At 71.2% G+C, this 22327-nt stretch carries 18 protein-coding genes; 6 read left to right on the top strand and 12 right to left on the bottom strand.

Annotated elements, in window-relative coordinates:
• Window positions 1-58: 58 nt before the first annotated feature.
• On the bottom strand, window positions 59-1885 hold the full coding sequence (locus tag ABB07_RS18905; protein WP_208903513.1) for an acyl-CoA dehydrogenase: 1827 nt from the start codon (window positions 1883-1885) through the stop codon (window positions 59-61).
• A gap of 131 nt (window positions 1886-2016) precedes the next feature.
• A complete protein-coding gene (locus tag ABB07_RS18900) occupies window positions 2017-2763 on the bottom strand; it encodes an alpha/beta fold hydrolase (protein WP_208899815.1) in 747 nt (248 codons plus the stop codon).
• 155 nt (window positions 2764-2918) lie between these two features.
• Here ABB07_RS18900 and ABB07_RS18895 point away from each other — a divergent pair, with 155 nt between their 5' ends.
• Window positions 2919-3383 carry an SseB family protein gene (locus tag ABB07_RS18895; RefSeq protein WP_031172737.1) on the top strand — a complete coding sequence of 155 codons (465 nt, stop codon included), beginning with the start codon at window positions 2919-2921 and terminating at the stop codon, window positions 3381-3383.
• A 126-nt stretch (window positions 3384-3509) separates the two neighbouring features.
• Entirely contained in the window at window positions 3510-4481 is a 972-nt protein-coding gene (locus ABB07_RS18890) for a pirin family protein (protein WP_208899814.1), read from the top strand.
• 64 nt (window positions 4482-4545) lie between these two features.
• Here the strand turns inward: ABB07_RS18890 and ABB07_RS41540 are convergent, their stop codons facing one another.
• Complete coding sequence (locus ABB07_RS41540) at window positions 4546-4671, bottom strand: hypothetical protein (RefSeq protein ID WP_267888674.1); 126 nt, start codon at window positions 4669-4671, stop codon at window positions 4546-4548.
• Between the two features lie 221 nt (window positions 4672-4892).
• Between ABB07_RS41540 and ABB07_RS18885 the strand changes: the two genes are divergently transcribed.
• Window positions 4893-6023 carry an AI-2E family transporter gene (locus tag ABB07_RS18885; RefSeq protein WP_208899813.1) on the top strand — a complete coding sequence of 377 codons (1131 nt, stop codon included), beginning with the start codon at window positions 4893-4895 and terminating at the stop codon, window positions 6021-6023.
• Here ABB07_RS18885 and ABB07_RS18880 read toward each other — a convergent pair.
• On the bottom strand, window positions 5909-8143 hold the full coding sequence (locus ABB07_RS18880; protein WP_208899812.1) for a SpoIIE family protein phosphatase: 2235 nt from the start codon (window positions 8141-8143) through the stop codon (window positions 5909-5911). The genes ABB07_RS18885 and ABB07_RS18880 overlap by 115 nt on opposite strands.
• A gap of 199 nt (window positions 8144-8342) precedes the next feature.
• Between ABB07_RS18880 and aspS the strand changes: the two genes are divergently transcribed.
• The gene (gene aspS, locus ABB07_RS18875; protein ID WP_208899811.1) at window positions 8343-10106 is read left to right on the top strand and encodes an aspartate--tRNA ligase; all 1764 of its coding nucleotides are present in this window, start codon (window positions 8343-8345) and stop codon (window positions 10104-10106) included.
• A gap of 14 nt (window positions 10107-10120) precedes the next feature.
• On the opposite strand, the gene ABB07_RS18870 is transcribed toward aspS, so the two are convergent.
• Both ABB07_RS18870 and ABB07_RS18865 read right to left on the bottom strand, forming a co-directional pair.
• The gene (locus tag ABB07_RS18870) at window positions 10121-10828 is read right to left on the bottom strand and encodes a nucleotidyl transferase AbiEii/AbiGii toxin family protein (RefSeq protein ID WP_208899810.1); all 708 of its coding nucleotides are present in this window, start codon (window positions 10826-10828) and stop codon (window positions 10121-10123) included.
• A 59-nt stretch (window positions 10829-10887) separates the two neighbouring features.
• A complete protein-coding gene (locus ABB07_RS18865) occupies window positions 10888-11805 on the bottom strand; it encodes a hypothetical protein (protein WP_208899809.1) in 918 nt (305 codons plus the stop codon).
• A 220-nt stretch (window positions 11806-12025) separates the two neighbouring features.
• Between ABB07_RS18865 and ABB07_RS18860 the strand changes: the two genes are divergently transcribed.
• Entirely contained in the window at window positions 12026-12373 is a 348-nt protein-coding gene (locus ABB07_RS18860) for a DoxX family protein (RefSeq protein WP_208899808.1), read from the top strand.
• A 29-nt stretch (window positions 12374-12402) separates the two neighbouring features.
• A complete protein-coding gene (locus tag ABB07_RS41535; protein ID WP_279617436.1) occupies window positions 12403-12534 on the top strand; it encodes a hypothetical protein in 132 nt (43 codons plus the stop codon).
• Between the two features lie 13 nt (window positions 12535-12547).
• Here ABB07_RS41535 and ABB07_RS18855 read toward each other — a convergent pair whose 3' ends face one another.
• From ABB07_RS18855 to ABB07_RS18830, 6 genes are all read right to left on the bottom strand, one after another.
• Entirely contained in the window at window positions 12548-15232 is a 2685-nt protein-coding gene (locus ABB07_RS18855; RefSeq protein ID WP_208899807.1) for an HD domain-containing protein, read from the bottom strand.
• 8 nt (window positions 15233-15240) lie between these two features.
• On the bottom strand, window positions 15241-15726 hold the full coding sequence (locus ABB07_RS18850) for a hypothetical protein (protein WP_208899806.1): 486 nt from the start codon (window positions 15724-15726) through the stop codon (window positions 15241-15243).
• Between the two features lie 106 nt (window positions 15727-15832).
• Entirely contained in the window at window positions 15833-17548 is a 1716-nt protein-coding gene (metG, locus tag ABB07_RS18845; RefSeq protein WP_208899805.1) for a methionine--tRNA ligase, read from the bottom strand.
• Between the two features lie 134 nt (window positions 17549-17682).
• The gene (locus ABB07_RS18840; RefSeq protein WP_208899804.1) at window positions 17683-19206 is read right to left on the bottom strand and encodes a VWA domain-containing protein; all 1524 of its coding nucleotides are present in this window, start codon (window positions 19204-19206) and stop codon (window positions 17683-17685) included.
• 72 nt (window positions 19207-19278) lie between these two features.
• Window positions 19279-21222, bottom strand: a complete 1944-nt coding sequence (locus ABB07_RS18835; protein WP_208899803.1) for an FUSC family protein — start codon at window positions 21220-21222, stop codon at window positions 19279-19281.
• Between the two features lie 7 nt (window positions 21223-21229).
• Complete coding sequence (locus ABB07_RS18830; protein WP_208899802.1) at window positions 21230-22213, bottom strand: endonuclease/exonuclease/phosphatase family protein; 984 nt, start codon at window positions 22211-22213, stop codon at window positions 21230-21232.
• Window positions 22214-22327 lie beyond the last annotated feature (114 nt).

Raw genomic sequence — 22327 nt, 5'->3', positions numbered from 1 at the left:
TGCACGGGCCCGCTCCCGGAAAGGGAGCGGGCCCGCACAGGGAATCCGCAACCACCTTCTAGAACGCGGCCTCGTCCAGCTCCATCAGGTCCAGCTCGACGCCGGAGGCGACCTTGCGGGCGAGGGTGACGCCCGGCAGGACGTTCGCCGCGAAGAACTTCGCCGCGGCGATCTTGCCGGTGTAGAAGGCCTGGTCCTTGGCGGAGGCCGTGGCCAGCTTCTCGGCGGCGATCGCGGCGCCCTTGAGCAGCAGGTAGCCGACGACGACGTCACCGGAGGCCATGAGCAGGCGGGTGGTGTTCAGGCCCACCTTGTAGATGTTCTTGGTGTCCTGCTCGGTGGCGGCGAGGTCGGTCAGCATCAGGCCGACGATCGCCTCCAGCTCCACGGCCGCCTTGGCCAGGTGCTCACGGGCGCCGGCCAGCCCCTCGCCGCCGGTGCCGAGCTCCAGGAACTTCTTGATGTCCTCGGCGAGGGAGTTCAGCGCGGCGCCCTGGTTGCGGACGATCTTCCGGAAGAAGAAGTCCTGGCCCTGGATCGCCGTGGTGCCCTCGTACAGGGTGTCGATCTTGGAGTCCCGGATGTACTGCTCGATCGGGTACTCCTGCAGGAAGCCGGAGCCGCCGAAGGTCTGCAGCGACTGGGCGAGCTGCTCGTAGCCCTTCTCGGAGCCGTAGCCCTTGACGATGGGCAGCAGCAGGTCGTTCAGCGCGTGCTCGGCGGAGGCGTCCTCGCCGGCCGCCTCCTTGATCTGGATCGCGTCCTGGATCGAGGCGGTGTACAGCACCAGGGCGCGCATGCCCTCCGCGTACGCCTTCTGCGTGATCAGCGAGCGGCGCACGTCCGGGTGGTGGGTGATGGTGACCTTGGGCGCGGTCTTGTCCATGAACTGCGCGAGGTCGGGGCCCTGGACGCGCTCCTTGGCGTACTCCAGCGCGTTCAGGTAGCCGGTGGACAGCGTGGAGATCGCCTTCGTGCCGACCATCATGCGGGCGAACTCGATGATGCGGAACATCTGGCGGATGCCGTCGTGCTTGTCGCCGATCAGCCAGCCCTTGGCGGGGTGCCGGTCGCCGAAGGTCATCTCGCAGGTGTTGGAGGCCTTCAGGCCCATCTTGTGCTCGACGTTGGTGGCGTAGACGCCGTTGCGCTCGCCCAGTTCGCCGGTCTCGAAGTCGAAGGTGTACTTCGGGACGAGGAAGAGGGACAGCCCCTTGGTGCCCGGACCGGCACCTTCCGGCCGCGCGAGCACGTAGTGGAGGATGTTCTCCGACATGTCGTGCTCACCGGAGGTGATGAAGCGCTTCACGCCCTCGATGTGCCAGGAGCCGTCCTCCTGCTGGACCGCCTTGGTGCGTCCGGCGCCCACGTCGGAGCCCGCGTCGGGCTCGGTGAGCACCATCGTGGAGCCCCACTGCTTCTCCACGGCGATCTTCGCTATGTGCTTCTGGACCTCGTTGCCCTCCTCGAAGAGGATGCCGGCGAACGCCGGGCCCGAGGAGTACATCCAGACGGCCGGGTTGGCGCCCAGGATCAGCTCGGCGTAGGCCCAGATCAGGGAGCGCGGGGAGGTGGTGCCGCCGATCTCCTCGGGCAGGCCGAGGCGCCAGTACTCCGAGTCCATGAAGGCCTGGTAGCTCTTCTTGAAGGAGGCCGGGACCGGCGCGGTGTTGGTCTCCGGGTCGAAGACCGGCGGGTTGCGGTCGGCGTCGGCGAAGGACTCGGCCAGCTCGTTCTCGGAGAGGCGGGTCAGCTCCTCCAGGACGCTCTTGGCGGTGTCGACGTCCATCTCCTCGAACGGGCCGGTGCCGTACACCTTGTCGCGCCCCAGTACTTCGAAGAGGTTGAACTCGATGTCGCGGAGATTCGACTTGTAGTGCCCCATGGCGACGGCTCCGTAGAGGGATCGGCGAGGCACTGACTCCTCGCACCTAGTTCACGTACCAACAAGTAGCTACGATGATGCTACCCGCCGGTAATAACAAGCAACCCCACTTGCTCGAGTGTGAGCAGCGTCTACTCGACCCCATCGCTGAGCAGCGCCGCCCACCGGTCCGGCTGTTCGGCGAAAGGCAGGTGACCGCCCGGTATCTCCGCCAGCCGGGCCCCCGGGATGCCCGCCGCCACCGCGCGGTGCAGCCGGGGCGGGACCAGCCGGTCGTCGACCGGTGACACGACCAGCGTAGGCACGCCGATCCGGGCCAGGTCCGCGGTCACGTCCAGCCGCTCCACCAGCTCCACGTGCTCCGGCGTCCCTTCCGGCACATCCGCCCCCGTCTCCTTCACCGCCGCCTCCAGCTCCTGAGGGGCCATCGCCTCCAGTGCCGCCGGGCTCAGGGCGTGGGCGAGCAGGAAACGGCCCAGCGTGCCGGGGTCGCCCGACGCGACGAGCGTGCGCCACACGCGCGCGGTGAGCCGTACCTGCGCGTCGGCGCGGGCGAAGGGCGCGGTCAGCACGAGCCCCGTCACCCGGTCCGGATGCCGCGCGGCCAGCCGTATCGCCACCGCCCCGCCCAGCGAGTAGCCGGACACGGCGAACCGCTCGACGCCCGCCGCGTCGGCGGCGGCCGTCAACCGGTCGGCCAGGCCGTCCAGTTCGAGCGGCCCGGTGGCGCGCGGGATGCCGCCCGCGCCCGGATAGTCGGCGCCGATCACCGTGTACCGCGCGGCCAGCCGGTCCATCACCGGGCCGTAGTTGCGGTCGACGGACCCGCCGGCGCCGTGCGCGAGGAGCAGGGCGGGGCGGGAGGTGCTGCCGGGCATGAGGAACCCCCGAAGTCGCTGTCCGTAGCGGTCGATAGCGGTCGTCGTCGCGTTCCGTAGCGGTCGACCCGAAAACCGTAGCAACTTTATCTAGCGATCGCTACATAAATTCTCCCGGGGCCGCCGCGCCGCCGCCGCTCGGTACGCTTGCGCCCATGTACGGCTACGACCAGAACGTCGGTGCTCAGCAGCAGTACGCCGCACCCCAGCAGCCGATGGCCGGCGGCTACGGGCAGCAGCCGCCGCTGTATCCCGAGCCGTCCCCGCCCTCCCTCGCGGACGCGGTGCGCGCCTTCACCACCGGCCAGATGTCCGCCGAGGACTTCCAGCAGATCTTCGCCACGTCGAAGGTGTACTGCCCGCGCGGCGACACCCCCGGCTTCCTCGCCCTGCACAACACCCAGCAGCCGGTGATCCCGATGTTCACCTCGCTCAAGGAGCTGCGCCGGTACGCGGGCAAGGAGTCCAAGTACTTCGTGATCACCGGGGCGGAGGTCATCGACCTCCTCCCGACCGGCTACGGCTTCGTCCTGGACATGGAGGGCGAGCACCGGATGGTCTTCGACGCGAAGGCGGTCGAGCAGATGGTCGACTTCGCGATGCGCCGGATGTACGGCTAGCCGCCCTTGCCGCGCCTGTGGCGCCCGTCCCCTGGAGCCCGGAGGAATGTCCTCCGGGCTCGTTCTGTTAGGGGTGGCATAAAGTTCAACGCTCAACTAAACTGAGTGCACAAGGAGGTCCCCACCATGCCTGCAGTGACCGTCGAGAACCCGTTGACGCTGCCCCGAGTGACCGCTCCCGCCGACGCCGTGGCGCGTCCGGTGCTGGCCGTCTCGACCGCTCCGAGCGGTTACGAGGGCGAGGGCTTCCCGGTGCGCCGGGCGTTCGCGGGGATCAACTACCGCCACCTCGACCCGTTCATCATGATGGACCAGATGGGCGAGGTGGAGTACGCGCCGGGCGAGCCCAAGGGCACTCCCTGGCACCCGCACCGCGGCTTCGAGACCGTCACCTACATCATCGACGGCGTCTTCGACCACCAGGACAGCCAGGGCGGCGGCGGGACCATCACCAACGGCGACACCCAGTGGATGACCGCGGGCTCCGGCCTGCTGCACATAGAGGCCCCGCCCGAGTCACTCGTCGTGTCCGGCGGCCTCTTCCACGGCCTGCAGCTGTGGGTGAACCTCCCGGCCAAGGACAAGATGATGGCCCCGCGCTACCAGGACATCCGCGGCGGCAGCGTCCAGCTGCTGACGACCCCGGACGGCGGTGCGCTGCTGCGCGTCATCGCGGGTGAACTGGACGGCCACAAGGGCCCCGGCATCACCCACACCCCGATCACGATGGTCCACGCGACGCTCGCCCCCGGCGCCGAGATCACCCTGCCCTGGCGGGAGGACTTCAACGGCCTGGCCTACGTCCTCGCGGGGCGCGGCAGCGTCGGTGCGGAGCGGCGGCCGATCCACCTCGGCCAGACCGCGGTGTTCGGCGCCGGGTCCGCGCTGACCGTCCGCGCGGACGAGAAGCAGGACTCCCACACCCCGGATCTGGAGGTCGTCGTGCTGGGCGGACAGCCCATACGGGAGCCCATGGCGCACTACGGCCCCTTCGTCATGAACACCAAGGAAGAGCTGATGCAGGCCTTCGAGGACTTCCAGAAGGGCCGGCTGGGGACGGTCCCGGCGGTGCACGGGATGTCCGCGAACGGTATCTGACCCGCGCAGAAAGGGGACAGGCCGTGGACCCGAGGTCCACGGCCTGTCCCCTTTCACAAGGAGGTCACCAGCACAGCTTGCTGATCGTGTGGCTGTCGCAGATTCCGTTGCCGTGCTCGCCCGCGGAGGCGACGGGGGCTGCCAGCACGGTCAGGAGCGCGGCGGCGAAGAAAGCAGCGATGGTACGCATAGTGATCGATTCCTTTCCTGGGTCCTCCGGCAAGACGCGGCGGTCTTGGGGGAATGCCCTCAGGCTTGCCTAGATCGTCACGCACTGCATCTCGAACGCACACACGGGGTGAACACCCCCGCCGGCCAGGGCGGTCAGGCCCACCCGGGACGCGGTGCGCGCCTCACCCGCCCGGGCCCGTGCGGCAGGACACCCGGCGGTGCGCATGATCCGCTGGACGCGTGCAGTTGTTGCCCGACCCCGTTCGACGCCTTGCCGCCTGGTGCGCCGTGCTGCTGCTGGTCGCCGGGATCGGGTGGGTCGGGGTGCGGCTGTGCGGGGAGTTCCGTACCGCCGTCACACCAGTGCTGCTCGCGCTGCTCGGCACCGCCCTGCTCGGACCGCTGTACCGGCGGCTCGTGCGGGCCGGGGTGCAGGCGTCGGTGGCGGCCGGGCTCACCTGTGTCGCCGTCGTGGCCGTCGTCGGCGGTGCCGTGTACATCGTCGTCGCCGCGCTCATCGACACCGGTGACCAGATCATCGCCTCGCTACGGGACGCCGCCAAAAGTGTCGCCCAGCACTTCGGAGCCGCGGGCACGGGCCTCGACGACCTCGCCACGAACGCGCGCAAGCTGCTGAGCAGGTTCGGGGGCACGGCCGCGTCCAACGTCATCAGCGGGGTCAGCGTCGTCGGCGAGTCCCTCGCGATGGCCGTGCTCGCCCTGCTGCTCGTCTTCTTCTTCCTGCGCGACTCCCACCGGGCCGTGGAGGTCCTGCGGGCCGTCGCGCCCGGCGGCACCGCCGACATCCTGGAGGCCGTCGCCCGGCGCGCCTTCCAGGCGGTCGAGGGGTTCATGCGCGGGACGACGCTCATCGCGCTCATCGACGCCGTGTGCATCACCGTCGGTCTGCTGATCCTCCAGGTGCCCGGCGCGGTCGGGCTCGGCGCGCTCGTCTTCGTCGGCGCCTACATCCCCTACCTCGGTGCCTTCCTCTCCGGCGCGGTGGCCGTCCTGGTCGCCCTCGCCGACCGCGGCTTCGTCATCGCGCTGTGGGTGGTCGGAGTCGTCGTCGCCGTGCAGGTGCTGGAGGGACATGTGCTGCAGCCGGTGATCCAGAGCCGGACCATGCAGATGCACCCGGCCGTGGTGATGCTCGCCATCACCGCCGGGGCGTCCGTGGCGGGCATCCTCGGGATGCTGCTCGCGGTCCCGCTGACCGCGGCCGCCTTCGGGGTCGTACAGGAACTGCGGACCCGTTACGCGGCGCCCTCCGAAACGTCCGGCTCCGGCTCGTCCGGCTCGTCCGGCTCCGGTGACACACCCCCCGGCGCATCCCCGGACACGCCCCCGGCCGCACCCCCCGACTCATAGAGCTCGAACCAGATGCTCTTGCCCTCGCCCCGCGGGTCCACCCCCCAGGCGTCCGCGAGGAGTTCGACCAGCATCAGGCCGCGGCCGGAGGAGGCAAGTTCGCCGGGGCGGCGCTTGTGCGGGAGGTCGTCGCCCGCGTCGGTGACCTGCACCCGCAGGCCACGCGTGCCCGTCTCCCCGGTCACCTCGGCGAGCAGCAGCGCGTCGGTGTCGGTGTGGACGAGGACGTTGGTGACCATCTCGGAGACCAGCAGCACCGCCGAGTCGACCTGCTCGGCCGAGGCCCAGTCGTGCAGCAGCTCGCGCACGTGCCGGCGGGCCTCGGCGATCCGGTCCGGCTCGTCCTGCGCCACCGACAGCAGGGTGCGCCGTACGGCGGGCCGCGCGGCGCCCTCCAGCAGCCGGCACAGCAGCACCAGCGCGATGTCGTCCTCGCGGCGGTCCGCCAGGGGACCGGTGGTGTGGTGGGAGGACGGCCCGTGCACGCCCTGCACCAGGGCGTCGGCCAGCGACTCCAGATCGCCCCCGCCACCGGCTCCGTCATCGGCCCCGCTGCCGGCCCCCTCGCCACCCGGATGCGCCTCCAGGATCGCGCGCAGCCGGCGCCAGCCGCTGTCCAGGTCGTGTCCGCCGGTCTCGAGCAGGCCGTCGGTGCAGAGCATCAGCGTCTCGCCGGGTTCCAGGGTGAACCGGGTCGTCGGATAGTCCGGGTCCGGTTCCACGCCCAGCGGCAGTCCGCCCGCCGTCGGCCGCATCATGACCGTGCCGTCCGCCATCCGGATCGCCGGATCGGGGTGCCCGGCGCGGGCGATCTCCAGCATCCCGGTCGCCGGGTCGGCCTCCACGTACACGCAGGTCGCGAAGCGGACGTCGGTCATCTGGTCGTCGTGGGTGATGCCGTGCAGGAACCGGGAGGCGCGGGTGAGCACGGCGTCCGGGCGGTGGCCCTCGGCGGCGTAGGCGCGCAGGGCGATGCGCAGCTGGCCCATGAGGCCCGCGGCCCGTACGTCATGGCCCTGGACGTCGCCCATGGCCAGCGCGAAGCGGCCGGAGGGCAGCGGGATCATGTCGTACCAGTCGCCGCCGACCTGGAGCCCGCCGCCGGTCGGGATGTACCGGGCGGCCACCTGCATGCCGGGGATCTCCGGGCCCAGCGAGGGCAGCATGGAGCGCTGCAGGCCCTCGGTCAGCTCCCGCTCGGACTCCTCGGCCCCGGCCCGGGACAGCGCCTGGGCGAGCATCCGGGCCACCGTCGTCAGCACGGCGCGCTCGTCGGGCGTGAACGCCACCGGATAGGCGAAGGCCGCCATCCAGGCGCCCATCGTGCGGCCGGCCGCCGTCAGCGGCAGGAAGGCCCAGGAGCGCCGGCCGAAGCGCCGGGCGAGCGGCCAGGTCGCCGGGTAGCGGGCCTTGTACTCCGCGGGGGAGGACAGGTACACCGCGCGGCCCGTGCGGACCACCTCGGCCGCCGGGTAGTGCGTGTGCAGCGACATGTGGGAGAAGGGGCCCATGTCGCCGGGCTGGTGCCCGTGCTGGCCGGTGATCGTCAGCCGGTCGCCCTCCACCCCGAACACCACGAGCCCGTCCGGGGAGAAGCCCGGCATCGACAGGCCGCCGGCCACCCGCAGCACCTCGGCGGTGGACCGTGCCTCGGCCAGCGCCCGGCCCGCGTCCAGCAGGAACGCCTCCCGCGAGCGCCGCCAGTCGCCGGTGACCGCGCTGCGGGCGGCCCGGGTGCCCGGGGCCGGCTCGGTGACCTCCTGCAGGGTGCCGATCAGCTCGTACGCCCGCCGCTCGGGATCGAAGGACGGTTTGGAGCGGCTCCGTACGACCCGCAGGACTTTCCCCTGCTCGTCCATGATCCGGATGCGCACCTCGGCGAGCGTGCCCTCGTCGACGGCCAGCGGGATCACCCCGGTGATCTCGTTCCAGTCCTCGGGGTGCAGCCGGGCCCGGGTCTGGACCTCCGTGAGGGTGGCCGGCTCCGGGGGCAGCCCGAGCAGCCGCGCCGCCTCCGCGTCCACGGTGACTTCTCGGGCGGCCGTGTCCCAGTGCCACAGCCCGGTCGCGAGGGCGGCGAGGACATCCCCGACCGACGGGAGGGGCTCGCCTGTACGCATTCGCCCACTTTAAGAAGATCTGACCGATAGCTGCCACCGTAGGAACAGAGGATCCCGGGCCCTGTGGGCTCGGAGGATCCTCCAGCGCGGGGCGCGCGAAAAGGGTGGGGAGCCGAGCCAGGGGTGCCCGGTACCCTTGGGGTGGCCTAGGCCGTACCCGCCTGGCGACACCCGATCCGCGAAGACTGGAAGAGCGACGATGCATCGGTACAGGTCCCACACCTGCGGGCAGCTCCGCGCCTCTGACGTCGGCACCGACGTCCGGCTGAGCGGCTGGCTGCACAATCGGCGCGACCTGGGCGGCATCCTCTTCATCGATCTGCGCGATCACTACGGCATCACGCAGCTGGTCGCCCGTCCCGGCACGCCGGCGTACGAGGCCCTGGACAGGATCTCCAAGGAGTCCACCGTCCGCGTCGACGGCCGCGTTGTTTCACGTGGAACCGAGAACATCAACCCCGACCTGCCCACCGGTGAGGTCGAGGTCGAGGTCGGCGAGGTCGAACTGCTCGGCGCGGCCGCCCCGCTGCCGTTCACGATCAACACCGAGGACGGAGTCAACGAGGAGCGGCGCCTGGAGTACCGCTTCCTGGACCTGCGCCGCGAGCGCATGCACCGCAACATCATGCTGCGCACCCAGGTCATTTCGGCGATCCGGCACAAGATGGCCGCGATGGGCTTCAACGAGATGGCGACGCCGATCCTGTCCGCCACCTCCCCCGAGGGCGCGCGCGACTTCGTGGTCCCCTCGCGTCTGCACCCCGGCAAGTTCTACGCGCTGCCGCAGGCCCCGCAGCAGTTCAAGCAGCTGCTGATGATCTCCGGCTTCGACCGCTACTTCCAGATCGCGCCCTGCTTCCGTGACGAGGACGCCCGCGCCGACCGCTCGCCGGGCGAGTTCTACCAGCTCGATGTCGAGATGAGCTTCGTCGAGCAGGAGGACGTCTTCCAGCCGATCGAGAAGCTGATGACCGAGCTCTTCGAGGAGTTCGGCGGCGGCCGCCACGTCACCTCCCCCTTCCCGCGGATCCCGTTCCGCGAGGCGATGCTGAAGTACGGCTCCGACAAGCCGGACCTGCGCGCCAAGCTGGAGCTGGTCGACATCACCGATGTCTTCGAAGGCTCGGAGTTCAAGGCGTTCGCCGGCAAGCACGTGCGCGCGCTGGCCGTCCCGGCCGTCCAGGACCAGCCGCGCAAGTTCTTCGACCAGCTCGGCGAGTTCGCGGTCTCGCTCGGCGCCAAGGGCCTGGCCTGGGTCCGGGTCGGCGAGGACGGCGCGCTGTCCGGCCCGATCGCGAAGTTCCTCACCGAGGACAACGTCGCCGAGCTGACCAAGCGCCTGTCGCTGGCCCCCGGCCACGCGGTCTTCTTCGGCGCGGGCGAGTTCGACGAGGTCTCGAAGATCATGGGCGCGGTCCGCGTCGAGGCCGCCAAGCGCGCCGGCCACTTCGAGGAAGGCGTCTTCCGCTTCTGCTGGATCGTCGACTTCCCGATGTACGAGAAGGACGAGGAGACCGGCGCGATCGACTTCTCGCACAACCCCTTCTCCATGCCGCAGGGCGGCCTGGAGGCCCTTCAGACCCAGGACCCGCTGGACATCCTGGGCTGGCAGTACGACATCGTGTGCAACGGCGTCGAGCTGTCCTCCGGCGCGATCCGGAACCACGAGCCGGAGATCATGCTCAAGGCCTTCGAGATCGCGGGCTACGACCGCGAGACCGTCGAGGAGAAGTTCGCGGGCATGCTCCGCGCGTTCCGCTTCGGCGCCCCGCCGCACGGCGGCATCGCCCCCGGCGTCGACCGCATCGTCATGCTCCTCGCGGACGAGCCCAACATCCGCGAGACGATCTCCTTCCCGCTCAACGGCAACGCCCAGGACCTGATGATGGGCGCTCCCACCGAGCTGGAGGAGGCCCGCCTGCGCGAGCTGCACCTGAACATCAGGAAGCCGCAGCCGAAGTAGTACGGCGCCGTCCGTCAGTCCCCCGCGTCGGGACCGGAGTCCGTCTCCGGCTCGATGTCGGGGGACGCGCCGTCTTCCAGGAGGCGCTCGGCGATGTCGTCGGACCAGCGCTGGGCCCAGGCGCGCAGGGCCATGACCTGGTCCTCCGTCAGCCCGTACCGGAAGAAGTCCACGTCGGAATAGAAGTCCGTACCCGTCAGCCGGGACTGCAGGGTCGGCAGATCGAACGGGTCGTGGGCGTGCCGGCGGCCCAGCTCCTCGAGGCCGGGCAGGGAGAACCGGGCGGCGGCGGCCCGCGCGTCGATCAGGTCGACGGCCGCGCCCCGGTCGTACAGCGCCCGGATCTTCGTGCCGACGGCGTCCTCCAGGGAGAGCGCCGGGCCGTACTCGGTGAGCGCCGGCGGCTGCCAGAAGGCCTCCTTGTGCAGCACGAGGGCGCAACTCCCACCGGTCGGCGGGTCGGTGACCGTCAGCTGCGCGGTGAGCGCGGCGACCGCACCGGTCTGCACCTGCCGGCCCCGCGCCTCCAGGGCCGTGCCGAGCGCGGCGGCGATCCGGTCCATGCCCTCGGGGCTCTCCGTGGCGAAGTCCAGGTTGGCGTGCGGGCGTTGCAGCAGCCCGTGCGCCTGGAGGGCGTATCCGCCGGCGAGCACCAGCCCGTACGGGCCGCCCGCGGTGACGACGTCGGCGAGGAGCCGGTGGTGGGGTTCGGGGATGTTCACGACATCGGTACTCTGCCAGACCAGGGGCGTGCGGCACGGCTGCCCCGCCCCCGGTTCACTCAGGCCGACGCCGTTTCGGTGTCCTCCGGCTCGTCGGCGAAGAGGTCGTGGACGCACTGTACGTGGGGCGTCCGGTCCAGCCAGCGGCCGAGGAGGTCCAAGTCGGTGCAGCTGGCGATGCGTTCATGGGCCTCCTCGGGGACGGGGATGCCGCGCGCCTCCAGGAAGCGGAGGATGGCCCTGGCCTCGCCTTCGGCCTTGCCCTCGGCTTTGCCGTCGAGGTAGACCTCCTCGAACATGGTGCCCCGGCCGGGGAAGAAGTTGGTGAAACCCATCAGCTCTCTCCATGTCTCGCGGGCCGGAGTGTCCCCCAGGCCGATCTCCAACAGGCCGCCGAGGTGCCCGGCGGCCTGGCTGTCCCCCATTGCTTTCAGGGCGCCGGCCGTGGCCTCCAGTATGGCCGGGGCCTCCGGATCCCGGCCATGTGTGATGGCCGAGAACACCGCCATCGCGGGGTTCCTGGCGGCCGTGCGCTGGTCGGTGATCTTCGGTACGTTGTCCGGGCCCAGGACCAGGGGATGGGTGCGGTGGGTGGTCCAGCCGCGGACCTCGCAGGTGAACGGCCCGGTCGCCCAGCGCGCGGTGCGCCGGTCCGTGCAGGTGACGAGGAGCAGGACCGGCAGGCAGAACTTCTCCCGCAAGTACGTCACGTAGTACGGCCAGCTCGTCGCCTTGCGCTCGTCGCGCTTCAGCTGTGTCTCGATGGCGAGGAGGAAGTGGTCCCCGTCGGACGGCTCGACGCGCAGGACCGTGTCCACTCGTCGCTCCAGGGGCTGGATCTCCGTCACGTCGGCGCTGAGAACCGCCACCGATGCCTTCGCGGACATCGGGACTCCTAAGAGGTCGAAGACCGGGGTGAGGATCTCCGGCCGGTCCTGGAAGATCCGGTGGGAGGCCTCGTGGGTGGATGTGACCATGCGCGCAACTTATGGGCGCCGAAGGGCCGGTTGGGCGGTGATGCGGATGCGTTCAGCCTTTCGAGTGGCGAAGAAACGTTCATCGTCCTCGGAGGTCCTCGGAGGTTCTCGAAGGTTCCCCGGGGACATTCGGAGATTCTTTCGGGGTTTTGTCACATACTCCCGCGCTGCGGCGTCGAAGAGATGTCCGACTCCGATCGCGTCCCTCCGGGAGCCCCTCATGCACACCGCCCACATCGTCGTCACCCTGCTCGCCGCGCTGATGGCCGGTCTGTCCGGCGTCGTGCTGCTGCTGCGGGTCCAGTGGATCGTCAAGGGGCTCACCGACTACGGGGTGCCGCGGTCGTGGTGGACCTTGCTCGGCCTGGCCAAGGCCGCCGGGGCCGTGGGGCTGGTCGTCGGGCTGTTCGTGCCGGTGATCGGGGTGCTGGCCGGGACCGGGCTGGTGCTCTACTTCCTCGGGGCCGCCGTCACCGTGGCCCGCGCCCGCTGGTACTCCCACATCCCCTTCCCGCTGATCTACGCCGCCCCCGTCGTCGGCGCGCTCGTCCTCGGACACGCCGCCTGAGATTCTGCCCGTGAGGCGGCAACTTCCTTGTGAAGCAGGCGGCGACCATCGTGTTCAAGACCGACCTGGTCGCCGCCTACAACGCCGCGAACTCCGAGAAGATCAGGACGACGGTGAACTGGACGCCGGCGCTCACGGCGGGGGCCGGGGTGCTGAAGTAGCTCCGTACGCCGGTCATCGGGCCGGTCGGCGTAGGAGGTAGCCCGGGACGCCGCCGAGGCTCTCGTCGTCCAGGTGGCGGATGTCGAACCAGTTGCGCCGCTCGACGGGCGCGAGCACGGACTCAGGGGTGCACGACCATGCCTCGCACACGGCGCGAAGGAAGAGCCCGTCAAGCTCTCCCGACATCCGCCACCACGCCTTCTGCCACGTCAGTGTGGTGTGGTGGCGTGCGAATTCGTAGTCGGCGTCGCGGTTCTCCACCGGGGGGAACACCTCCGACAGGGGCGCGGTGGCGGCCCTGCTGCAGATGATGATCCAGTCCTCGGGCAGTCGCACCGACCGCCCCGACAAGTAGTGGTAGACCTTCGGCGGCCGGCTCTGCCATGCCAGGGGAAGGCCGAAGGCCAGGAAGACCTCGTCGCGCCCGGCGACCCAGCCGGCGGCGTCGGCCGGACGGAGCAGGCCCTGGCCCGTGAGGGCGAAGGCGATGTCGTCCGAGATCCCGTTGAAGGCGCCGTACAGGGTGTAGGCGTGTTCCAGCTGGAACGGGTCGCTGAACTGCCCGAGGCTCCGGAGTCGTTGCTCCTGGCTGCGCATCCACGCGCGTATCCCGTCCTGCGTGGCGACCAGCGCGGCCTGGTCGCGCGAGGCCCGGCTGGGCTGACCGGCGAGGTACCCGGCGAAGGAGATCGACTCGTCCGCCAGGAACCCGTTGACCGTGACCTTCCCCTGGTAGTTGCCGCGCCCCGCGTAGTACAGGTCGTTCCCGAGCGTGGCCAGGCCGGTACGCCGTCCCCGGTCGTCGAGGAGTTCCGTGGCCCGGCTCACGAAGTCGTCGCGCAGCTGGAGGCGTTGCTTCTCCTGTCCAGTGCGCCATCCCTGGGTCACCGGCGGATACAGCCGGTCGAAGACCTCGTCCGCCTCTCCCGTGGCCAGGGAGAAGGGGGCGAGGACCTCGGGGCCGGACCCGTCCGGCTCCCAGGTGCGGATGGGTACGGCGTTCTCCAGCACCAGTCGCCGCACCAGCTGGTCGAGACGGTCGTCGTCGGTGTAGTAGAGAAGGCCCCGCACGTCGTTGGGGCTCTTCTTCAGGGTGACGCGGACCGTCGTGCCCTCCGGGACCCAGCCCTGGCCGGTCAGCGGTGTCAGCAAGGGGCGGTTGGACGCGCCGTCGAAGACGAGGCGGCGGGCGTCCTGGGTGCCGGCGTCGTAGCGGCGGGTGATCAGCTCGACCTCGTCGCCGAGCAGGAACACGGAGAAGAAGCCGATGCCGAACCGCCCGCTGGGCGTGAACCCGCCGTCGGCGAGCCCGAGCAGCCGGTTGCGGACGGCGGCGGAACTCCAGCCGCTGTTGCCGAAGTCGAGCAGGCCGTGGATGAGGGTCTCCTCGTCCATGCCGAGGCCGTTGTCGCGGACCTCCAGGCGCCAGGGGCCGTCGGTCCGGGTCAGCCGGACCTCGATGCGCCCGTCGGTGAAGCCGGGTTGCAGGGCCTGGCGGGCCAGCACGGCGTCCTGGGCGTTCTGGATCAGTTCGCGCACCGCGACCTCGGGCTGGTCGCCGTACAGCTGCTCTCCCCCCAGGCTCTTGACCAGGGCGGGGACGTCGGAGACCTTGACCGTCGCGTCGATGGGGCGCCACCCCTGCACGCGGAAGTGCTGGGCGAACCGCTCCGGCGCGTCGACCCCGGCGACCGCGCGGGCCGCGAGCCGGTGCTGCCCGTGGTCGTGCAGGAGCGCGTCGACGGCCTTCAGCTCGCGGTCGACGGCGCGCAGGTGGTCGAGGGCCAGCCACCAGGCACCGGCGTCCTCGGGGAGGAACGGCCGGTTCGAGGAGTACCTGACCCGGTCGCCGTCCAGCACCGGCCGGCTGACGTGCACCTGGAAACGCCAGTGCGCACGGGAGCCGCCCTGCGGATCGCGCAGCGAGAACAGGAACTCCGGAGCGCGCCGGGCGTCGATCTGGGTGGCGTCGGCGAGCCGCAGGACGCAGGCCAGCTTGAGCTTGTCGAGGGTCCACTCGCTCGGCTGCCCGGGAAGCGGTCCGCCGCGGTGGCGGAACTCCTCGGCGAGCCGGTCCACCGACCACCAGTGGCTGGCCGCGAGATCGCCGATCAGCGGGCCGTAGAGGTCGCGCAGCCGGCTGTCCTCGATGAGGTGCATGTCCTGGCCCGTGCTGGACCGCCAGGCCTGGTCGACCAGCCGGCGGGCCTGTTCCGCGTGCGTCTCGCGGATGGCGGTCGCCCGGCACTCCGCCGCGATCTCGGCGGGCGGGTCGTCCAGCTCCTGCCGCTCCGGCCAGCATCCCTCGCGGTGGTAGTAGGCCATCGACACGAGATCGTGCCAGCGGGCCTCGCCCAGGGTGTCCGGCACGCTCGTCCGGTACGCGGCCTCCCCCATCGCGGCGTCGTGCAGCACGAAGGCGCACCCGAGGACGTACGCCTCGGCGGGATTGAGGGTGACCTCGTGTCCGCACACGAGATCGGCCGTCTCCCACAGGGCGTCCACATGGCTGATGTCGTGCACCGTGAAGTCGGGCATGCTGCGGGCGTTCTCCCCGAGGAGCACCGCGGCGTTCCGGCGCAGGTCGAGGTACGACGTGCGCAGCTGTTCGCGCTGCTCGGCGTGGGCGTCACCGTCGTCTCTCGCGGCGAGGGTGCTCCGCCACAGGGCGGTGCTGGTGTAGCCGTGCTCGGGCACCGGGCCGATCACCTCATCGCCGGCAGGAGGAGGAGCCCGGCGAGCAGCCACATCGCGATCACCGAGACGAGGATGAAGAGCAGCACGTACGTCTCGTACCAGCGCACGAAGTTGCCGGGGCGGGGACGCTCGCGGAAGCCGGGGCCGATCAGCTCGTCGGTGATGTCGCACTCTTCGTTGCGGTAGTCGAGCCAGGACAGGACACCGACGACGATCAGGGTGCAGGTGAAGGCGGCGACCACCGTGGTCAGGGTGAGCAGCCCGAGCACACCGCCGCGCGCGGTGGCCGCAGGGATGTCCCACTTCCGGTATCCCACGAAGAGGGCGACGGCGCCGGTCGCGAGTGCGGTGGCGAGCGTCTGGTAGAGGGCGAGGAAGCGGTGGGCGTTCTCGTTCACCGCGTTGATCTGCTGCAGGATGTAGCGGTACCGCTCTAACGCGAACTCCCTGCGGACCGAGGCCGCTTCGGGCCTCGTCTCCCCCGTTGCCGTCATCGTCCCCCACCTGTCCGACCCGTCATCAGGATAGGTAAGACACCGCCCGGCCGCAGCCCGTGCGGGCCACTTGCCGGGCGGTGGGGGAGAGCGGGGTGCGGCGGGGCTACTGCTCCTCGCCGCCGAAGCGCTCCTTGTACGCCGCCAGGTCCTCGTCGGTCAGCTTGGCGAACAGCACCGGCGGGACGGTGAAGGCGGTGCCGGAGGGGACGGAGCCCAGGGACTTCGCCTCGTCGGCGGTGACCCAGGTGGCGGTGTCGTCGGCCAGGGAGAACGCCTCGCGCATCGCCTTCGCCGTGGCCGGGAGCAGCGGCTCGGAGACCACCGCGTACAGGTGGATCAGGTTCATCGCCGTACGCAGGGTGAGGGCCGCGGCGTCCTTGTCGGTCTTGATCTGCAGCCAGGGGGCCTTCTCCTCCAGGTAGGAGTTGCCCGCCGACCACAGGGCACGCAGGGCCGCGGCGGCCTTGCGGAACTGCAGGGACTCCATGTGGCCCTCGTACTCGGCGAGGAGTCCGGCGATCTGCTCGCCGAGCCGCGTCTCGGCCTCACCCGGCGTGCCGCCCGCGGGGACCTCCTCGCCGAAGCGCTTCTTCGAGAAGGACAGCACGCGGTTGACGAAGTTGCCGAGGGTGTCGGCGAGGTCCTTGTTGACCGTGGCGGTGAAGTGCTCCCAGGTGAAGGACGAGTCGTCCGACTCCGGGGCGTTGGCGATGAGGAAGTAGCGCCAGTAGTCGGCGGGCAGGATGTCCAGGGCCTGGTCGGTGAAGACACCGCGCTTCTGGCTGGTGGAGAACTTCCCGCCGTAGTACGTCAGCCAGTTGAAGGCCTTGACGTAGTCGACCTTCTTCCACGGCTCGCGCACGCCCAGCTCGGTGGCCGGGAACATCACCGTGTGGAAGGGGACGTTGTCCTTGGCCATGAACTCGGTGTAGCGCACGGTGTCGTCCGCGTCGTACCACCAGGACTTCCAGTCGCGGTTCTCCGGGTCCTGGTCGGCCCACTCCTTCGTCGCGCCGATGTACTCGATCGGCGCGTCGAACCAGACGTAGAAGACCTTGCCCTCGGCGGCCAGCTCCGGCCAGGTGTCGGCCGGGACCGGGACGCCCCAGTCCAGGTCGCGGGTGATCGCACGGTCGTGCAGGCCCTCGGTCAGCCACTTGTGGGCGATGGAGGAGGCGAGCTGCGGCCAGTCCTTGTCGTGCCGGGCCACCCACTCGCGGACCTCGTTCTCCAGCTTCGACTGCAGCAGGAAGAGGTGCTTGGTCTCGCGGACCTCCAGGTCCGTGGAGCCGGAGATCGCCGAGCGCGGGTTGATCAGGTCGGTCGGGTCCAGCACGCGGGTGCAGTTCTCGCACTGGTCGCCGCGGGCCTTGTCGTAGCCGCAGTGCGGGCAGGTGCCCTCGACGTAGCGGTCGGGCAGGAAGCGGCCGTCGGCGGGGCTGTAGACCTGGCGGATCGCCCGCTCCTCGATGAAGCCGTTCTCGTGCAGCTTGCGGGCGAAGTGCTGGGTGATGTCCCGGTTCTCCGGGGAGGAGCTGCGGCCGAAGTAGTCGAAGGCGAGGTGGAAGCCGTCGTAGACCGCCTTCTGCGCGTCGTGCGCCTGGGCGCAGAACTCGGCGACCGGCAGGCCCTGCTCCTTCGCGGCGAGCTCGGCCGGGGTGCCGTGCTCGTCGGTGGCGCAGATGTACAGGACGTCGTGGCCGCGCTGGCGGAGGTACCGGGCGTACACGTCCGCCGGGAGCATGGACCCCACCATGTTGCCCAGGTGCTTGATCCCGTTGATGTACGGAAGGGCGCTGGTGATGAGGTGTCGAGCCATCGTGGCTGCTCCCAGGTCGCTGCTTTTCTGCGGTTTCGAACCTTGAAATCGTAGCCGACACGGGTGGGCCGCCCGCTTCCCGTTTTACAGCGTGGGAAGGGGCGGCCGGAGGCGTTGCTCGCGGTGACCGAGCGTTACGGGCGCCAGGCGGCGAGTACGCCTTCGTACAGCTCGGTGTCCGTCAGCTCGCGGGGGGTGGGGCCCGCGTGGAAGAAGGACGTGTTGCCGGTCTTCAGCTTGCGGAGGTAGTCGAAGGCCTTGTTGTCGTGCTCTCCGAAGGCGACGAAGGAGAAGAAGACGGTGGGGTGTGACCGCGCCGCGTCGGTGAGGGCCTGGGTGGCGGGGGTCTTCGCGTCCGGGGCGCCGTCGGTCTGGAAGACGACGAGGGCGGGGGTGCGGGGGGTGGTGTCCTTCTCGTACCGGTCGTAGTGGGCGAGTACGGCCTCTACGGCGGCGTGGTAGCTGGTACGGCCCATGCGGCCGAGGCCGGCGTGGACGTCGTCGATCTTCGTCTCGTGGTCCGGGGTGAGGGTGAGGTCGGTGGTGCCGTCGATCTCCGTGGAGAAGAAGACGGTGTGGACCGTGGCCTCGGGGTCCAGGTGGGCGGCGAGGGCGAGGGTCTGGTCGGCGAGGGCCTGGGCGGAGCCGTCCTTGTAGTACGGCCGCATGCTCGCGGAGCGGTCGAGCACGAGGTAGAGCTTCGCTCGGGTGCCGGTGAGGTCGGTCTTCTTCAGCGTGGCTGTGGCGGCCTTGTAGGCGGTGGCGAGGGCGGGGGTGCGGGACTTGACCTTGGCGAGGGGGGTGGCGGGGGTCTTCGTGGCCGACGTCGCGTTGGCCTGCGGCGCTTCGGCGTGAGCGTTCGCCTCGGCTTCGCGGGTTGCCTGCGGCGCTTCGGCGTGGGCTGTGTCCGCCTCGGCTTCGCCTTCGGCGTCCGGGTTCCCACCCGCACCACCCGTGCTGCTTTCGTCGTCGGGTGCGGGTGGCCCCTGTGGGGCGTCCTCGCCGTCGGCGGCTGGCGGGGCGGTGGGCTCGTCGGCTGGTGCGGTCGTCTCGTCGGTCGGTGCGGTGGGCTCCTCCGTCGCCACCGATGCCGCCGCGACGACCTCCTGCGCCCCGGCTTCCGGCTCGACCTGCGCCTCAGCTTCCGGCTCGACCTGGGCGTCGGCCTCGGGCTCGGGCTGCGCGTCGGTCTCGGGCTCGACCTGCGCCTCAGGCTCGGGCTCGGGCTGCGCGGCAGCCTCGGGCTCGGTCTGCGCCTCAGCTTCCGGCTCGGGCTGCGCGTCGGCCTCGGGCTGCGCGTCGGCCTCGGGCTCGGGCTCGGGCTGCGCGGCAGTCTGGGGCTCGGGCTGCGCGGCAGCCGCGACGGCCTTCTGCGTCTCAGCTTCCGGATCGGGCTGTGCGGCAGGCTCGGGTTCGGCCTGTGCCTCGGGCTCGGGCTCCGTCGGTTCCGATGGGTGGGGGACCTTTACCTTGTCGAAGGCGGCCGTTACCAGGTCGTGTTCCTCGGGGGAGGAGCGGCGGGGTTCGGGGACGGTGGGGTCGGTGGTGGGGGGCGTGGTTTCCGGTTGGGTCGGCAGGCGGTGTGCATCCTCTGCCTCGGTGGGGCGTCCCTTGCGGGAGCGGCTGAATGCGTTCCGCAGGCGAGTGAGAATGCCCATTGCGCAACCCTTCGCGTGAGTTGGTGCCCGTCGATCCCTGGCCAGGACGGACACGTAAGGTTAGCGAAGGGCTCAGTGAGGGGAAGCGATCGACCTGGCCGCCGCCACCTCCTGGCGGAGCGGCTCCAGGACGCTGCCCGCGGGACCGGTGAGATCCGTGCGCACCGGCGTCAGGGTTTCCGCGTCCCGTACGCCCTCCGACAGCTCCCGGAGCTGCAGGACCACCTGGGCGATCTCGGCCGGGGCCGGGGGCGGTGCCCCGTGCCGGACGCGGACGCGGGCGGCCGTCGTCGCGTCGACGATCCGTTCCACCGCCACCACCAGCGGCCACCACGCGGCGGCACGCCGGCCGGTCGGCGGTGGTTCGGTCAGGGCCCGCTGGAACTCCGTACGGATCACCGACAGGTCGCGGTAGAGGCGGCGGCGCATGCGGGCGCGGGCGGCGGGGTCGCCGCCGGGGGTGAAGGCCGTTTCCACGTAGCGGGCCGTGTCCGCCACCGCGTCGGCCAGGCGGTCGCCGACCCTGGTGCGCCAGCTCTCCGGCCACAGGAGGTAGCCGGCGGTGAGCGCGATCGCGCAGCCCAGGAGGGAGTCCGTCAGGCGGGGCAGCAGCAGGGCCGTGCCCTGGTGGTTCAGGATGTCGGAGAGGAGGAGGATCACCGGGGTGATCGCCGCCGTCTGGTAGCCGTAGCCCCGGGGGGTCAGGGCCGGGATCAGCGGGGCCAGGAGCAGCATCGCCAGGACGTCCCACCAGCCCAGCGGGACCTCCGCCAGCACCACCGCCGCGATCACCAGGCCCGCCACCGTGCCGAGGGCGCGCAGCAGGGCGCGGGAGAAGACCGAGCCGAAGTCGGGCTTCAGTACGAAGGTGATCGTCAGGGCCACCCAGTAGGAGCGCGGCACGGGGATCAGCGACACCAGGGCCTGGGCGATGCCGATGCAGACCGCGAGGCGCAGGCCGTAGCGCCAGGAGTTGGCCGAGAGGACCACGTTGCGGGCCGCTCTCGCCGTGCGGATGCCCAGTGCCGCCGGGCGGCCCAGGCGGTCGTCGATGCCCCGGGGGTCCACGTCCGGGGCCGTCACCACCTCGGCCGCGTGGCGCAGGGCGTGGTCCACCGCGCGGGCCGTCTCCGTCGTCGGCACCGGGAGGTCCAGGGCCATGGGGCCCGTGTGGCCCGTGGCGACCGCCCGGGCCAGGCGGCGGATCGCCCGCGGGATGCCGGGTGGCAGGGGCCGGCCTGCCAGGTGGGCCGCGGGGGCCGCCTCCACCACCGGGGTGATGGCGTTCAACTGGGCCAGCAGGCGGGTGAGTTCGCGGCTGCGGCCGTGGTGGCGGGCGCGCCGGGCCAGGATCAGGTCGTAGGCCTGGTCGAGGGACTGGGTGACCGCTCGGCGGGCCTCGTCGTACTCGTCGGTCCGGTCGGTGCCGGAGACGGAGAGAAGCGCCGCCGCCGTGTCGTACGCGTCGGCCACCGCCGCGCGTTCGGGCACCCCCGAGCGCAACGGCCAGGCCAGCAGGGCGAGCAGGAGGACCAGCAGGCCTCCGCCGGTCATCAGGGCCGGGGCCAGCCACCAGGGGCGGGGCAGCGGGAGGCCCGCGCCGACCACGCAGTTCAGCAGGAGCAGCAGGCCCGAGACCGAGGCCACCGCGCCGATCGTCGAGATCATGCCGGAGAGCAGGGCGATCCCGGTCACCACGGCGACCGCGTACCAGCCGTGGCCGTACACCAGCGCGCCCAGCGTCACGCCGACCGCGCCGAAGAGCTGCGGGACGGCGATGTTGAGGACGCGCATGCGGTAGGCGTCGGCGGTGTCGCCGATGACGCCGGACAGCGCGCCCATGGAGGCGAGGGCGCCGTACGCCGGGTAGCCGGTGGCGAGGCCGATCGCCAGGGGCAGGGCCATCGCGACGGAGGCGCGGGCGACGGCGGCCTTGTTGACGGGGGCCTGCTGCGGGCGGAGGTTCCGGACCAGCCAGTCGGGAGGGGTGAGGCCGATGGGGAACTCGCGCGACATGCGGTCATTATCGCCGTTTCGTGACCACGGCCCGGTGTCGGCGGTCGTGCAGGGTGAGGTCCACGACGAGGGCGCGGTGGTCGCTGCCGGCCACGGGCAGGAAGCGGGCGCCGGCCGCGGTGAAGTCCGGGGAGAGCAGGACGTGGTCGATCTGGGTGCCGACCACGGCGGCGGTGCGCGCGGGCCAGCTGGCGGCGCGGTCGGCTCCGGCGAGCCGGGCGGCGTCGCTCAGTCCGGTGTCCAGGATGCGCCGGAAGGCCGCGTGGTCCCGGGTGGCGTTGAAGTCGCCGGCCAGCACGGTGGGCGCAGCGGGGTCGGCGGCCGCGAAGGCGCGGAGCCTGCCGAGTTCGCGCCGCCACAGGCCGACCTGGCCCGGCAACGGGGGCATGGGGTGGGCGAGTTGGAGTCGTACGGCGTGCCCGCGCACGTCGGCGACCGCGCCGGGCATGCCCATGGTGCCGGGCACGCCGGCCGTCGGTCTCAGGGGCCGGCGGCTGAGGATGAGCGAGCCGTGGGAGCCGGCCGCGCGCACCGCCCGCCGGTACGGGTAGGTGGTCGCGAAGTCGGTCTCCAGCGTGGCCTGGCAGGTGAACTCGCACTCCTCCACGAAGACGACGTCCGGGCGCAGGTCCCGGATCCACGGGACCAGGGCGGGGGTGCCGCGCCCGAACTCCACGTTGGAGGTCAGCACGCGGAGGGTGGCGAGCGGCGGGCCGCCGGGGCCGGTGGTGCCGTCGTACGGCTGGAGGTACCAGGCGAGCACGCCGAGGACGACGGCCCCGCACACCACGCCCGGCCACCAGCGGGCGAGCAGCGCGCACAGCAGGGCGAAACCGGCCGGCACGAGCAGCCAGGGCAGGAACGCGAGCAACTGGGGCACCGGGGTGACGCCGTCGGTGCCGGCGACCCGGCAACCGGCCACCACGCCGACCCCGGCCAGCAGCAGCCCGGCACACCAGACACCGATCCTGCGCCCGCGGCGACGGTTCACGGGCCGAGCGTACGGGGTGTTCGCCGGCTGGGTGCGGGGATTCGCTGTTGTTCCGGGGGCCGTCTCCCGGCAACCGGGATTCGCCGTTGGTCGGGGCTGTCTTCCGGGTGCGGG

Source organism: Streptomyces incarnatus, assembly GCF_001027185.1.
GTDB classification, from domain to species: domain Bacteria; phylum Actinomycetota; class Actinomycetes; order Streptomycetales; family Streptomycetaceae; genus Streptomyces; species Streptomyces puniciscabiei.
This window is presented reverse-complemented; position numbering and strand designations above follow the sequence as displayed.

Excerpts from the sequence above, each read along its gene's own strand:
- ABB07_RS18905 (WP_208903513.1), bottom strand. The coding sequence starts at position 1,885 with ATGGGGCACTACAAGTCGAATCTCCGCGACATCGAGTTCAACCTCTTC.
- ABB07_RS18900 (WP_208899815.1), bottom strand. The coding sequence starts at position 2,763 with ATGCCCGGCAGCACCTCCCGCCCCGCCCTGCTCCTCGCGCACGGCGCC.
- ABB07_RS18895 (WP_031172737.1), top strand. The coding sequence starts at position 2,919 with ATGTACGGCTACGACCAGAACGTCGGTGCTCAGCAGCAGTACGCCGCA.
- ABB07_RS18890 (WP_208899814.1), top strand. The coding sequence starts at position 3,510 with ATGCCTGCAGTGACCGTCGAGAACCCGTTGACGCTGCCCCGAGTGACC.
- ABB07_RS41540 (WP_267888674.1), bottom strand. The coding sequence starts at position 4,671 with ATGCGTACCATCGCTGCTTTCTTCGCCGCCGCGCTCCTGACCGTGCTG.
- ABB07_RS18880 (WP_208899812.1), bottom strand. The coding sequence starts at position 8,143 with ATGCGTACAGGCGAGCCCCTCCCGTCGGTCGGGGATGTCCTCGCCGCC.
- aspS (WP_208899811.1), top strand. The coding sequence starts at position 8,343 with ATGCATCGGTACAGGTCCCACACCTGCGGGCAGCTCCGCGCCTCTGAC.
- ABB07_RS18865 (WP_208899809.1), bottom strand. The coding sequence starts at position 11,805 with ATGGTCACATCCACCCACGAGGCCTCCCACCGGATCTTCCAGGACCGG.
- ABB07_RS18860 (WP_208899808.1), top strand. The coding sequence starts at position 12,026 with ATGCACACCGCCCACATCGTCGTCACCCTGCTCGCCGCGCTGATGGCC.
- ABB07_RS18850 (WP_208899806.1), bottom strand. The coding sequence starts at position 15,726 with ATGACGGCAACGGGGGAGACGAGGCCCGAAGCGGCCTCGGTCCGCAGG.
- metG (WP_208899805.1), bottom strand. The coding sequence starts at position 17,548 with ATGGCTCGACACCTCATCACCAGCGCCCTTCCGTACATCAACGGGATC.
- ABB07_RS18840 (WP_208899804.1), bottom strand. The coding sequence starts at position 19,206 with ATGGGCATTCTCACTCGCCTGCGGAACGCATTCAGCCGCTCCCGCAAG.
- ABB07_RS18835 (WP_208899803.1), bottom strand. The coding sequence starts at position 21,222 with ATGTCGCGCGAGTTCCCCATCGGCCTCACCCCTCCCGACTGGCTGGTC.